Annotated in this window: 6 protein-coding genes and 1 tRNA gene; 2 read left to right on the top strand and 5 right to left on the bottom strand. The window is 30.6% G+C overall.

Features of this window, described 5'->3' with window-relative positions; genetic code table 11:
• From ACH5TX_RS05730 to ACH5TX_RS05710, 5 genes are all read right to left on the bottom strand, one after another.
• A complete protein-coding gene (locus ACH5TX_RS05730) occupies positions 1 to 3270 on the bottom strand; it encodes a VCBS repeat-containing protein (protein WP_439338572.1) in 3270 nt (1089 codons plus the stop codon).
• Between the two features lie 100 nt (positions 3271 to 3370).
• Positions 3371 to 4858 carry a RagB/SusD family nutrient uptake outer membrane protein gene (locus ACH5TX_RS05725; protein WP_439338571.1) on the bottom strand — a complete coding sequence of 496 codons (1488 nt, stop codon included), beginning with the start codon at positions 4856 to 4858 and terminating at the stop codon, positions 3371 to 3373.
• A gap of 22 nt (positions 4859 to 4880) precedes the next feature.
• Complete coding sequence (locus ACH5TX_RS05720) at positions 4881 to 7901, bottom strand: SusC/RagA family TonB-linked outer membrane protein (protein ID WP_439338570.1); 3021 nt, start codon at positions 7899 to 7901, stop codon at positions 4881 to 4883.
• Positions 7902 to 8300: 399 nt separating this feature from the next.
• Positions 8301 to 12455 (bottom strand): two-component regulator propeller domain-containing protein, encoded by a 4155-nt coding sequence (locus ACH5TX_RS05715; RefSeq protein ID WP_439338569.1) that lies wholly within the window; start codon positions 12453 to 12455, stop codon positions 8301 to 8303.
• A 322-nt stretch (positions 12456 to 12777) separates the two neighbouring features.
• A tRNA-Leu gene (locus ACH5TX_RS05710) sits at positions 12778 to 12857 on the bottom strand.
• Between the two features lie 146 nt (positions 12858 to 13003).
• Between ACH5TX_RS05710 and ACH5TX_RS05705 the strand changes: the two genes are divergently transcribed.
• Together ACH5TX_RS05705 and ACH5TX_RS05700 are read left to right on the top strand one after the other, a co-directional pair.
• Positions 13004 to 13945: a ribose-phosphate pyrophosphokinase gene (locus ACH5TX_RS05705; protein ID WP_439338568.1), complete on the top strand. Its 942-nt coding sequence runs from the start codon at positions 13004 to 13006 to the stop codon at positions 13943 to 13945.
• Between the two features lie 80 nt (positions 13946 to 14025).
• Complete coding sequence (locus tag ACH5TX_RS05700; protein WP_439338567.1) at positions 14026 to 14646, top strand: 50S ribosomal protein L25/general stress protein Ctc; 621 nt, start codon at positions 14026 to 14028, stop codon at positions 14644 to 14646.
• The last annotated feature ends 20 nt before the right edge of the window (positions 14647 to 14666 follow it).

Here is a 14666-nt window from a genome sequence, read left to right as displayed (position 1 = left end):
TTAGTTTTCTTTGTAAACAGTTATTCTTTCGTTATTATTTGCAATTAAATAATACGGTTTATTATGAATGGTTATTTTTTTAATTCCTTTAGTGTTATTTCCGTTATAGAAATTTATGTCTTTATAAGTATTAAGATTTCCTTTGCCATCTCCTAAAAGGATATAGCCAAGATTTGCATCGTAACGAATTGTTTCAACTTCAGTTTCATGAATAGCTCCAACACCAATGACATCTTGAAACCCATCGTGGTTAATATCGCTAAATTCAAAACCTAAAGTTGGTCCTGTTTGTGCTGTGTTTGGTAATTTGTGTAATTTAAATGATTGGTTACCCGTGTTCTCAAGATAAACGGAGCTAAACGTCACTATTTTTTTATGATAAGAGGATTCTAATTCTTTATCTCCATAAATATCTACTAATGTTGAATGTGCGAAATCTTTATAAGTTTTCATTTTTTCGCTTACAAAAGCATTTTGTTGAGATGAACATTCTTTACCTCTAACAGGTACTAATTTCCCTTTATAAACTTTACTTAAAACCATGTCGTAAGTATCGTTGCCATCAAAATTATTGCTGTATATGTGTAAAGGTTTTTCTTTTGAAGGATGAAATTTATTGTTGTTGCCTAAGTTTCCAATAAAATAATCTTTGTCTCCATCATTGTCGAAGTCTATTTCTGAAATGGTATTCCACCAACCTTCTGTTTCTAAAAAATTGGTAACAGATATTTTTGAAAAATGATTGTTATCATTTTCTAAAATTGTAATAGGCATCCAATCTCCAACTATAATTAAGTCTTTATCGTTATCATTATCGAAATCTGAAAAAATTAAATCGTTAACTAAACCTATACTATTTAGTTCTGGAGCAATTTCTTTTGTAGCATCAATAAAATTGCCATTTTCGTTTTTTAAAATATAAGATTTTCCTGCTAAAGGGTATTTGCTAGGAAGTGTATGTGCTCCAATAACTAAATCTAAATCGCCATCATTATCAAAATCGGCAGATGTAACACTTTTAGTATTTGTTAGTATTTTGGGGAAGTTATTACTTCTATTTAAAACCCCATTGCCATCATTTAAATAGAGTCTGTCTTGCAGTAGTTTGTTGTTTTTAGTTAACTCATAACCTCCACTAACTACATATAAATCTATGTCATTATCATTATCTGCATCAAAAAATAGGGCATCAACATCTTCAAATCCGTTATCTTTTATTAAAGCAGGTTGTTTAAGTTCTGTAAATGTACCTTGGGTATTTTGTAAATAAATAACACCAGATTGATTTTTTGATCCACCTATAAAAATATCTTCTAAGCCATCATTGTTTATATCTGCTACAGACAAGGCTGGACCTTGTTGAGATAACTTTTGAGGTAATAATACTTGTTTATCGAAATCGTTAAATTCATTTTCTGTATGAATAAAGTTTATTCCGAGTTGTTGAGGTTTTATAGGGGTTAAGTTTCTGTTTACATTAAATTTAGTTGGAGAAGCGTTAGTTGCATCATTTATATTTAATGTTATAGTTTGATTTGCTTTTATATTTTCTAGTATTGAAACGGAACCATTATCCCAAACAACTTCTAGTTTGTTAATTGTTGATTCATTATTAAAGCCAAAATTAAGAACATTTGTAACAGACGATAAGTAACCGCGCGATGTATAAAGTTCTTGATATTGTGAGTTATTATTAGTGTAGACTTTAACTTTTGCTCCAATAGCATTTATATTTTTATTACATCCTATTAATTCTATATTTAGATAATTGCCTGTAGAATTGTTTTTATAAAGACTAGCCAAATCAGACATGTTATTCATTACCATATCTAGGTCTCCATCATTATCAAAATCGGCATAGGCAACGCCATTAGAGTTTAGTTTTTTATCAAATCCCCAGCTGTGTTTTGTGTTTTTAAAGGTTAAATCGCCATTGTTTTTAAAACTATAATTAGATAATTTATCTGATGGCATCATTTCAATAACCTCCATTTTAGTCATTTCAATATGTTCATCTAAATTCTTCTTCACCTTATGAGCATAGTCTTGGTTGGCAAAATTTCGTTCAACACCATTACTTACAAATACGTCTTTAAAACCATCACAATCAAAATCTGCAATTAAAGGAGCCCAACTCCAATCTGTTTTAGAAACTCCAGCTAATTGTCCAATATCACTAAATGAGCCATTGCCGTTATTCAATTGTAAAACATTTGACATGTAAGCATGATGATAGTTTGCTTTTACCATGCGCTCAAAGCTTTTTGTATCCATCGTTGGCATATTTTCTTTGCTACGAATATGGTCTTCTGCAGACATTTCTAAAACCATTAAATCTGGTAGAAAGTCGTTGTTAATATCGGCAAAATCAGATCCCATACTATTATAACTTATATGCTTGAAACGCGTATTGATTTGATTTGAAAACGTACCGTTTCTTTTATTTATATATAGGAAATCTGGAGCCAAATAATCGTTAGCAACATATATGTCTGGCCAACCATCATTATTATAATCGCCAATAGAAGCGCTTAAACCCCAAGCTTTGTTTATAACTTTTGCTTGTAAAGTAACATTCGTAAAATGATTTCCATCGTTTCTAAATAAATGATCGGACGTTTCTGGATAGAATTTTTGATTTTTTTCAATTCTTGATGTGTTTTCAAAATCTGTTCTATGATTTACTAGATACATATCTAAATCTCCATCTTTATCGTAATCGAAAAAATATGATTGAATGGAAAATCCATTATGATCTAAGCCCCAAGCTTTAGCATCATCTTTAAATGTGCCATTTTTTTGATTTATAAAAAGTTTGTTTTTTCTAAGTTCCGGATTATCCATTGAAGCCGACTTACAAACGTAAATATCTAACCAACCATCATTATTAATATCTATCATTGATACACCTGTAGACCATCCGTCGTTATCTGTTGTGTTTGATTTTGCAGTAATATCTTCAAAGGTGAAATTTCCTTTATTGATATAAAGTTTGTTGGAGTTTTGATTAGATACAAAGTATATGTCTTGTAATCCATCATTGTTAATATCACCTACAGCAACCCCTGCCCCAATTAATGCATACTCATAATTAAGACAATTAAAGGCATTGGTTTGTTTTACTGTATTGTTAAATTCTATTTTAGAAATAGAATTAGGAACTAATGAAAAAAGGGTACCGGTATTAGAAGTCTTTTTTGCAAAGTCTTCATTGCATCCGCAGCATACAATAAGAATTAGAATATATAATGATAATCGTTGTGAAAGCATTTTATAAAGATTGTTAATACCTTTTAAAAATAGATAAAAAAAGCGTATTATTTCTAATACGCTTTTCTTTTAAATAAACTAAAACCAAACTAATTATTTTTTAATATCCCGTATTTTGATCTGCAGGAGTTATGTTTTCATTAGAACTTATTTCAGATAATGGAATAGGGAATACTTCATGTTTTCCTGATTGAAAACCAGTGCCATTTAATACTGTACCAGCTAATCCCCATCTTATAAGATCATTGAAGCGACATTGTTCTCCAGCCAATTCTACTTTGCGTTCGTGTACTATAGCATCAAATACTTGTGGTTTTGTAAGAGTTGTAGCCAAAGGAGTTAATGAAACACTTGGTCTTTCTCTAACCTCATTGATATAATCTATTGCTTTTGCTTGTGTTCCAACTTCATTTTCGCACTCAGCCATCATAAGTAAAACGTCTGCATACCTAATAACTTTACAGTTAATACCCGAAGCCATATCTTCATGTTCGTCTTTATAATAGTTTTGGTATTTTTTCCAACCTGCATTGCCGCCACCGTTGCTAGGAAAAGCATTTACAGTAAATTCGTTATTTGCACCAAAAGTATCTCCGTTTACATAAAATGTGTCTGAAAATCTAGTATCTCCAGTTTCAAATTCGTTTAAAAGGTCATCTGAAGGAAATACATTAAACCAATCGTTAAAACCATACTCTTGTCCTCTAAAAGTTACTTCATTAAGACCTTCTCCACTCGAATCTGAGTTCCAAACAGCACTATTTCCTAAATCATCGTCATAAACAACTTCGAAGATAGATTCAACTCCATGCTCTGTTTCTTCCTTAAAATTATCATAAAAATTATTCTCTAATTGGTAATCTCCATAAATTTTTTCAAATTCGTCTAATGCTAGTCGATGCTCTCCTCTAAATAATTGGACTTTACCTAGTAAAGCTATAGCAGCTTCTTTAGTTGCTCTTCCATTTTCTTCAGATGATTTACTTAAAAGTGTATTTGAAGCATCTTTTAAATCTGTAACAATTTGCTGATAAACATCTGCCTTTGGGCTTCTTGGAGAGCCCACGCCATCTTCTGGAATAGAAGTAATTAATGGAACATCTCCATATCTAGTTACTAAAAAGAAATAATAAAGTCCTCTTAAGAATTTTGCTTCTCCAATAAACTTAGCTTTATTGGTTTGATTTAAAACACCATCAGGCAACTCATTTATTTTATCTTGATTTCCAATGACAAAGTTTGCTTTATTGATGCCTTTGTAACAGCTATTCCAATATGCAGCAATTGCTCCATGTGCAGAAGTAAAAGAAAAATCTAAATACTGTCTTTTATCTGCTTCTAATTGGTTATTACCTCCGTTTTCATGAGCCATATTATCCATCATAAAAAACATATGACGTGCATAAAGCCCTCTAGTTTGTAAGTTAGCATAAATAGCATTTACAGATGCCTGTACTTGACTAGATGTAGAAAAGAATGTTTCTGGGGCTATGTTGTTTTTGTTTATTTGCTCTAGCCCACTTTCGTCGCATGAATTAATGGTTATAACACCAAGAATTATTGCTAATATATATTTGTATTTTTTCATAATTAACGAATAAGTTTTTAAATTAAAATGATGCTTGAATACCAATTAAAAAAGATTTTGGTTGCGGGTAATTACCTCTATCTACACCAATCTCAAAAGAACTAGAATTTAGTGGATTTCCAATTTCTGGATCTAAACCAGAATAGTCTGTGATTGTGATTAAATTTTGACCACTAACATATAATCTTAATTTAGAGAACATACTTTTAAAAGCTTCTGAATCGAAAGTATATCCAATTGAGATATTTTTAAGTCTAGTATATGATCCGTCTTCAACAAAACGATCTGATGCAGATACATTTTGAGTTGCTCCTAAAGCTCTTGGTATTGTATTTGAAGTTCCAGGACCTGTCCATCTGTTTAGTATTTCTACTCCAGAATTAAATAGTCGAGGCATCCCTTGTAAATCATATATATTAGTATTATAAATGTCATTGCCAGCAACACCATTTATAAACATACTAGCATCCCAGTTTTTGTAATTTGCACTTAAATTTAAACCATAAGTAAAATCTGGAAATGGATTACCTATAACTGTTCTATCATCTGCATTAATATCACCATCACCATTTAAATCTTTAAAACGAATATCGCCAGGTTGCACTGCTGTTTGTCCTAAGTTATTAAAAAATACAGCATCTACTTCTGCTTGATTTTGGTATATACCATCTGTTTGTAAACCAAAAAAATGGAATAACGATTCTCCTGGAGCTACACGTGTTAAATTCTCATTTTCAAAATTACCACCTGTAATATCATCTAGTCCTCCTAATGAAAGGGCTTCGTTTTTAGATGTTCCTAAATTAAAATTGGCAGACCAAGTAAAGTCGCCATCAAAATCATTATAACCTAAACTAAGTTCTAATCCTTGTGTTTTTACTGAGCCAACATTATCGTAAACAAAGTTATTAGTAAACCCAAAAGAATCAGCTAGATTTAATCGCATTAATAAATCGTTACTTTCATTATTGTAATATTCTAACGCCATTGTTATTTTATCATTAAATAACCCAGCATCTAATCCAATATTAATCATGGTTGTTTCTTCCCATTTTACATTAGGATTTGCTACACCTTCAGCCGTAACACCTGTTGCGTTATTACCACCAAAAGGGTAAAAGAAATTAGGTGTTAAAGACGTAGTATATGCATAGTTTCCAATATTATCATTTCCTGCTACACCCCAACTACCTCTTAATTTTAAATTACTGAAGTTAGAATCAGATAAAAAGTCTTCTTTTGCAATATTCCAACCTAAAGCTAGAGAAGGGAACCATCCCCATCTGTTGTTTGCTCCAAACCTAGAAGAACCATCTCTTCTCAAGGATGCTGCAAATATGTATTTTTGATCGTAGTTATAGTTTAATCTTCCTAAATAACTAACTAAAGTATATTTATCTGTTCTTGAAGATAACGTAGCATTTGTATTTGATAATTCTTCTATACCATCAGTTAGGAAATTTCTGCTTTGTGCGTTAATAGAGGTAAACTTACTAGCCTGTCTTTCTGTTAAAAGTAATAAATCGAAATTATGAACATCATTAAGGGTTCTTTCATAATTTAAACTATTAGTAAAAATAATGTTTTGATTTACTCCTGTATTTTTATCTATTTGAGCATAAGTTTGAACACCTGTACCAGTATTTAAATCATCGTCATTATGAGACGGTGAGAAAGCACTATTTTTGTAATTTCTATAATCAAAACCTAATTGAGATTTAAATTTTAATCCTTCAATGATATCATATTCGCCAAATAAGCTTCCAGTTATAGCTAGGTAATTATTTTGTCTGTTACCTAATTCCATGATTCTAACAGGGTTCTCAGCATCCTGTCCATCAACACTTGAACTTGGTCCTTGATAACCGCCTAAATTAGTTGAGTTATAAACTGATAAGTATGGAGCCATTTTTATAGCATGTTCAATTAATGAACGTCCACCTGATGCAATTTCTGGTGCTTGATTATTAAACGACATGGCTAACGTTTCTCCAAATTTTACTTTACCAAGAGAAAAGTTACTGTTTGCTCTAAATGAATATCTTTTAAACCCAGTTTCAACAACCGCTCCATCTTGGTCAGCATATCCTGCAGAAATCTTGTAGTTGCTATTTTCTCCACCACCAGAAATTCCTAAGTCGTAGTTTGTCATTAAACCCGATGTAAATAACTCATCTTGCCAATTTGTTTCACCACTAACATCTGTTCTACCAATAGTTACTCCTAAATCATTAGCGTATTGTAAATATTGTGCTGTATTTAATACATCATATCTGTTTGAAATGTATTGTACACCTGCATAAGTATCAAAAGTAACATTTACTTTTCCGTTTTTAAGACCTTTTTTAGTAGTCACCATAACAACACCATTAGCTCCACGTGATCCATAAATTGCTGTTGTTGAAGCATCTTTTAAGACGTTCATAGATTCTATGTCATTTGGGTTTATACCAGATAAACCATTTCCTGATACTACACCATCTATTACAATAAGTGGGCTATTACCATTCGTAGTACCCAATCCTCTAATACGTACAATTGGAGATGCTCCAGGTGAACCATTATTAATAACTGTTACACCAGCAGCTCTACCTTGAAGTGCTTGTTCAGCGTTTACTACAGGAGTTGCTGTAATAGATTCAGAACTTACTGAAGAAATCGCTCCAGTAACTTCGGCTCTACTTTGTGTTCCATAACCTACAACAACGACTTCAGCAAGTGATTGTAAATCTTCGGTTAAAACAATGTTAATAGATGTTTTTCCGTTTACAGAAACTTTTTGGCTAGTATATCCAACATAGCTAAAAACTAGAGTACCGTTAGATGGTACATCGTTAAGCGTATAGTTTCCATCAAAATCTGTGGCAACACCATTAGTTGTGCCCTCAACAATAACGCTTACACCTGGTAGCGGACCATTTTGGTCAGACACAGATCCTGTAACTGTTGTTTGAGCATTTGCCCCTGCGCAAAAAACAAGCATTAGGAATACGTATCCTAACTGTTTAAAGCTTTCCTTTTTTAATAGTAAAAAGTTTGTCATAAAATTTAGTTTAGAATGTGTTAGTAATTATTTAGTTTTATTTGGTTTATGAGTGTTATTTGTTAAAAAACAATAACAATAAGAAATAGCAATAGTGCAATAATTGCAACTATTAGAAATATTTCTACAAATTGTTTCTTATCTGAATTACTCCCCATGGAGTCAAATTTATGTTTAAGGGAATAACATTAATATGAAATATTGCGCAATAGATAAGAATAATGTAGCAATTGGAATGTGTATTACACGAAATGCAACATTTGTAGTATTATGTGCAACATTTTTTAATTTTGTTTTAGAGAAGAATAGTCTTGTATTTATTTTTATACATATATGTATTTGAAAAACAAGCTTTTAATTGTTGTGTTGTTAATAAAGAGTATTGGATGCTGTAGATATTTATTTAACCTCTGTGGGTAAGTGTCCGAAATAACTTTTGAAGCATTTAGTAAAGTAAGATGGCGATGAAAACCCTATTTTATAACATACGTCACTAATATTTGTATTACCTTTTTCTATTATTTGTTTTGCTTTTTGAAGTCTAATATTTCTTAAAAACTCATTGGCCGTTTGATTTGTTAGGGCTTTAATTTTTCTGTAAAACTGACTTCTACTTAAATTCATTTCAGAGGCCATTGATTCAACACTTAAATCTGGATTTCCAATATTTTTATCAATATAATTCAGTACTTTATTAATGAATTCTTTGTCTAAAGAGGTTGTTTTAATATTTTCTACATCACTTATTAAACTGAAATATTTATTGAAAATTAATTGCCTACTTGTTATTAATTGAGATAGGCGTAATTTTAATAGCCTTATATCAAATGGTTTGACCATATAAGCATCTGCGCCATGTTCAATACCTTCCATTCTATCGTCTATTTGTGTTTTTGCTGTAAGCATTAATAGAGGAATATGACTTGTTCTTAAGTCGTTTTTAATTTTTTTGCAAAAGTTAAAGCCATCCATTTCAGACATTACAACATCTGTTATAATAATGTCTGGTAATATTTTTTTTGCTGCTTCTATACCTTCTTTTCCATTGTTTGCAGTCAGTACTTTATAGGTGTTTTTAAATTCTTCTTTTAAATAATTTCTAAGTTCAACATTGTCTTCTACTATTAGTAAGGTGTAATCTTCATTCATGTCACTTTCGCTAATAGGTGTATTGTTTTCTGAACCAGTGTTTACATTTGTTCGTATAAAGGGTTCTTTTTTATTTGAAACACCAAAAGAGTTTGAAGCTAATTCGTTTTCATTAAAATGAGATTTGCCAATTGGTAATAGAATTCTAAACGTAGTTCCTTTACCTAATTTACTTTTAACTTCTACTTTACCTTTATGTAATTGTACAAAGTTTTGAACAACTTCTAAGCCTATGCCTGTACCTCCGTAGTATGTTTTGTTTAAATTATCAACTTGATAAAATCTTTCAAAAATTCTTTTTACCTGGTCTTCTTTTAAGCCTGGACCAGTATCTGAAATTGCTAATTCAATTACTTTTGTTTTATTTTCGGTATCAACGAGTGGCAGCTTTATTAATTCTTCTTTTGAAATAAGATCAACTCCTATAATGCCGCCATCTGGAGTTAATTTGATAGCGTTTGATAATAAATTAAATATAATTTTTTCTAACATGCTTTCGTCTCCCCAAACGAAAAGTTCTGTAACGTCTGTATCTATAGATAAATGGATGTTTCTGGAAAAAGCTTCTTCTTTAAAATGACTTACTACATCTTTTGTTAGTGAAACTAAGTTTAGTTTTCCTGCTTTAATTCTAACTTTATCTAATTCTAGTTTCCTGAAATCTAATAATTCATTGATTAAACGGTATAATCTATCTGTATTTTTATGAATGATATTGTGTTTCTGTTTTATTCTATTAGGTAAATTTAAACTTGTGTCTCTAATAATGTCTTCAAGCGGATTTTTTATTAAAGTTAATGGTGTTCGAAATTCGTGTGAGATGTTTGTAAAAAATTGAAATTTCTTTTCATTCAATGCCTTTTCTTGAAGCCTTTTATTTCTTTCGTTATTTATTAATTCTTTTTCTTTAATTCTATTTTGAGTCATTTTATTTAAGATTAAAAGTCCTAATAAAAATAAAAAGATATATGTTATTATGGCCCAATTTGTTTTCCACCATGGTGGTAAAATGGTTATTTGTAGCGACAATGGTTCTTCATTCCATATACCATCGTTATTTGAGGCTTTTAATTTAAATGTATAGTTTCCAGGATCTAAATTAGTATAGGTCGCGCTTCTTAAATCTCCAACATAATTATAATCTTTTTCATAGCCTTCTAAATAATAAGCATATTCGTTTTTTTCAGGTCTGGTATAGTTTATGCCAGAATACTCAATAGTAAAAACAGATTGTTTACTAGTTAGTGAAATGCTATCGGTTTCTGAAATGACTTTTTTTAATGGAGAGTCTTTTTGTGAAGGATGCGTTTTTTTGTTAAATATTTTAAATTCTTTGAGATATAGAGAAGTTAAACTCGTATTTGTTTTTATATCACTTGGTTTAAAATAATCAACACCTTGAAAGTTTCCAAAATAGAGTATTCCTTTATCGTCTCTAAACGCTGCATTTATATTAAAATCATTTGATAAAAGTCCGTCATTATTTGTGAAATTTGTAAATGTATTGTCTTTTATGTTTAATTTAGAAATACCTGAATTTCCACTTACCCAAATATTGCCGTCTAAATCATTAATGATTCCAGAAACATTTTCTTCGGCTAAATTGTTAAATTTATTATACCAAGTAAACGTGTCTGTAGTATAATTGTATTTACAAAGTCCTGCGCCTCTAGTGCCGATCCATAAGGTGTTGCTGTCTTTTCCTTGAAATAAAGATAGAATATAGTTTGCACTCGTGTAATTTTTATATTCTTCAGACATTTTATCTGTCATGGAAGTAATAATTATATTATCGGGATTTTCTTTGTTAATTTTAAATAATCCAATTTCTGTTCCTAGCCATAAATTATCTCTTGAATCCACCAATACTTTTCTAAAGTCAGCATTGTTTAAAGAATTTTTTATAAAAGGTTCTGTATCATAATAGGTGAATTTGTTTTTATTCGGGTCGAATGAATGCAGACCTTTATAGAAAGAACCAATCCAAATAATTCCGTCGGAATCTTCAGCAATGCTAAAAATAGTATTAGACTTAAGTTGTCCTCCTGTTGAGGCCATACTATAATTAATAAATTTTTTGGTTCCTTTCTTTAAAAAAAACAGTCCATGATTCCAGCTACCTGCCCAAATATTTTGTTTACTATCTATGAATAATGTTTCAAAATAATCATTATTTATGCCAGAATATGTACTATTGTCAAATTGATTTATGTGAGTAATTTTATTTGTAGATTTATCGTAAACATCTATTCCTCCACCATCCATAGATATCCATATTTTACCTAAATGACCTTGAACTATACCAGTTACAGATCCAATATGTAATGAATTGGGGTTATTAGGGGTGCTTTCTAAATTTTTAAATTTATCGTATAGTTTGTCATAAATTGCTACACCTTTATTGTAATACCCTAACCATATTCTTTCGTTTTTATCTACAAATAAAGACCAAATAGAATTGGATAATATGCTCTTTTGATTTGATTTATTTGATAGGTAATTTTTTAAAACAATACCATTGTTTTTTATGTGAAATAAACCATCATTTTCTGTTCCACACATTATACTACCATCAGGTAATTGTGTCATCGATAAAAATCGATTATTTGAAAAGGAAAAATTATTAAGTTCATAAAAAGAATTAGTATTCATTTTTATGTTAAATAATCCATTAGAGACACTTCCAGCCCAAAGTGTGTTATTGTTATCAATTAATAATGTTTGTAAGGGCTCTTTTATACTAATATAGCCATTTTTGCCATTGAATAATACTGTTTTTAAAGTGTTTGTTTTATTGTCATATTCTTTCAATCCTTGATTGGTGCCAGCAAATACACGTCCGTTTTTGTCGGTTTTTAGTGCATGTACAGCTAAAGGTATTTTGTTAGCGGTGTAGTTAGGAATTTTTTCAATTTCTAAATTTTTCAATTTTAATTTAAAAAGACCTCTTCTAACTGTGCCAATAAATAAGTTGCCATCATTGTCAGTTGTTAAGCTACGAATAGAAATATTTGTTTTATTTTTTTTATGTGATTTTAAAATGGGGATTCTTTTAAATTGATCATTTTCTCTATCATATAAGTTCAGTCCATCTTCTGTCCCTATCCAAAGTTTATTTGTTTTGTCTATGAATGAACAGTAAACCAGGTTGTTACTAATTGAAGTTGAGTCGTTTAAAACATGTTTGTAATAATCATAATCAATGCCGTCAAAACGGTATAAGCCAGAGCCATTAGTTCCTAGCCAAATAAAACCATGGTGATCTTGGTTTATAGTAGACACACCAGCTTTTGAAATACCATCTTTTATATTTACAAAGCGATATTCTTGATAGTTGTGTTGTGCACAGATATTTAAACTAAATAAATAGAAAAAAATAATGAATGAATAAATTATTCTCATCATAAAATTAATTGTGTCTTAAAAAAGTATTTGGCACTTAAATATATGCATTTATTATTCAATGAAAGGCTTTTTTTTGACAGAATAATTTTTAATAAATTGTTTAAAAGCCTTAGGTTTTTATTGCAAAATAAGCATATGTTTTAGTTTCGTTTGTTTTGTGTAAAACTATTTGATAACAGAATTTATTAATAGCAAGTATGTAGCACTCACTAAAAGATTTGTTGCATCCATTAGATGTGAAAGAATAGATAAAAACGAAGAGTGTGTTTTTTTAATAAATGAGCAAAAAAAACCATAGTTGTTAACTATGGTTTTTTATCTGTACTCAAGGCGGGAATCGAACCCGCACTCCGAAGAATCGGATTTTGAATCCGACGTGTCTACCAATTCCACCACTTGAGCTAATATTGGACAGCAAAAATATAGTTTTTTTCGATATTATGCATAAAAATACTAGTCAATATACTTTTTAGGTTAAAATAAATGCATAAATTTGCACCTCGTTTAAAATAAGGTGCTGTTTTGCACTATAAAACAACAAGTTAACTATGCCAATTGTAATTACCGAAGCTAAAATTTTTGCATGTACACAGAGTAAAGTGCTTGGTGAAAAAATTGCTAAGGCCTTTGGTGCCGAATTAGGGAATGTAATAACTTCTACTTATAGTGATGGGGAGTTTCAACCATCTTATGAAGAGTCTATTCGTGGTACTCGTATTTTTATTATTGGTTCTACAAACCCTGGACCAGAAAATTTAATGGAAATGTTGTTAATGATTGATGCAGCAAAACGTGCTTCAGCAAGACATATTACAGCAGTATTACCTTATTTTGGATGGGCTAGACAAGATAGAAAAGATAAACCAAGAGTGCCTATTGCAGCAAAATTAGTAGCTAAAATGTTAGAAGCTGCCGGAGCTACTCGTATTATTACAATGGATTTGCATGCAGACCAAATACAAGGGTTTTTTGAAAAACCTGTAGATCATTTATTTGCTTCTACTATTTTTCTACCGTATTTGAAAAGCTTGAATTTAGACAATTTAACAATAGCTTCACCAGATATGGGGGGGTCAAAACGTGCGTATGCCTATTCTAAAGCTTTAGCTAGCGATGTTGTTATTTGTTATAAGCAGCGAGAAAAAGCTAATATTATTTCTCACATGGAGCTTATTGGTAATGTAGAAGGTAAGAATGTGGTATTGGTAGATGATATGGTAGATACTGCAGGAACCTTAACAAAAGCAGCAGATTTAATGATGGAACGTGGAGCCTTAAGTGTAAGAGCTATATGTACGCATCCAATATTATCGGGCAAAGCTTACGATAATTTAAACAATTCAAAATTAGAAGAATTAATAGTTACAGATTCTATACCAGTTAAACCTTTAAGTGATAAAATTAGAGTTTTAAGTTGTGCCAATTTATTTGCTGAGGTTATGGAGAAAGTACACAACAATCAATCTATTAGTTCAAAATTTGTAATGTAGCAAGTCCTTTACTAATTCATAAAAAGAAAGAGTAAGGCGTTAAATAAGAATAATTATTAATTAAATTATATATAAAAAAGATGAAATCAATTACAATCAACGGATCTCAAAGAGAAAGCGTAGGCAAAAAAGCAACAAAAGCCTTACGTAATGCTGGTCAGGTTCCTTGCGTACTATACGGAGGAGATAAGCCAGTTCATTTTTCAACAACTGAATTAGCATTCTCTAAATTGGTGTATACACCAAATGCGCACACAGTTGTAATTAATTTAGAAAATGGAGAAACTTTTAATGCAGTACTTCAAGACATTCAATTTCACCCTGTAACAGATAGAATTTTACACGTAGATTTCTATCAATTATTTGAAGACAAAGAAATTTCTTTAAATATTCCAGTAAACTTAGTAGGTAACTCTAGAGGTGTTAAAAATGGAGGTGTTTTAAGAAGACCTTACCGTAAATTACGTATTAAAGCACTTCCTGCAAATTTACCAGATTTTATTGAAGTAGATATTACACCATTAAAAATTGGAGATAAAATTGCTGTGGGAGATTTACCTAGTGATAACTATACTTTTTTACACAATGATAATGCAGTAGTATGTGCGGTTAGAACTTCTAGAACAGCAGTTGTTGATGATGATGACGATGAAGAAGTTGAAGGAGCAGAAGCACCAGCAGCAGAAGCAGCTCAAGAATAACACATATTCTTTATTAAATA

It is taken from the genome of Thalassobellus citreus (assembly GCF_044385915.1).
GTDB lineage: Bacteria > Bacteroidota > Bacteroidia > Flavobacteriales > Flavobacteriaceae > Thalassobellus > Thalassobellus citreus.
This window is presented reverse-complemented; position numbering and strand designations above follow the sequence as displayed.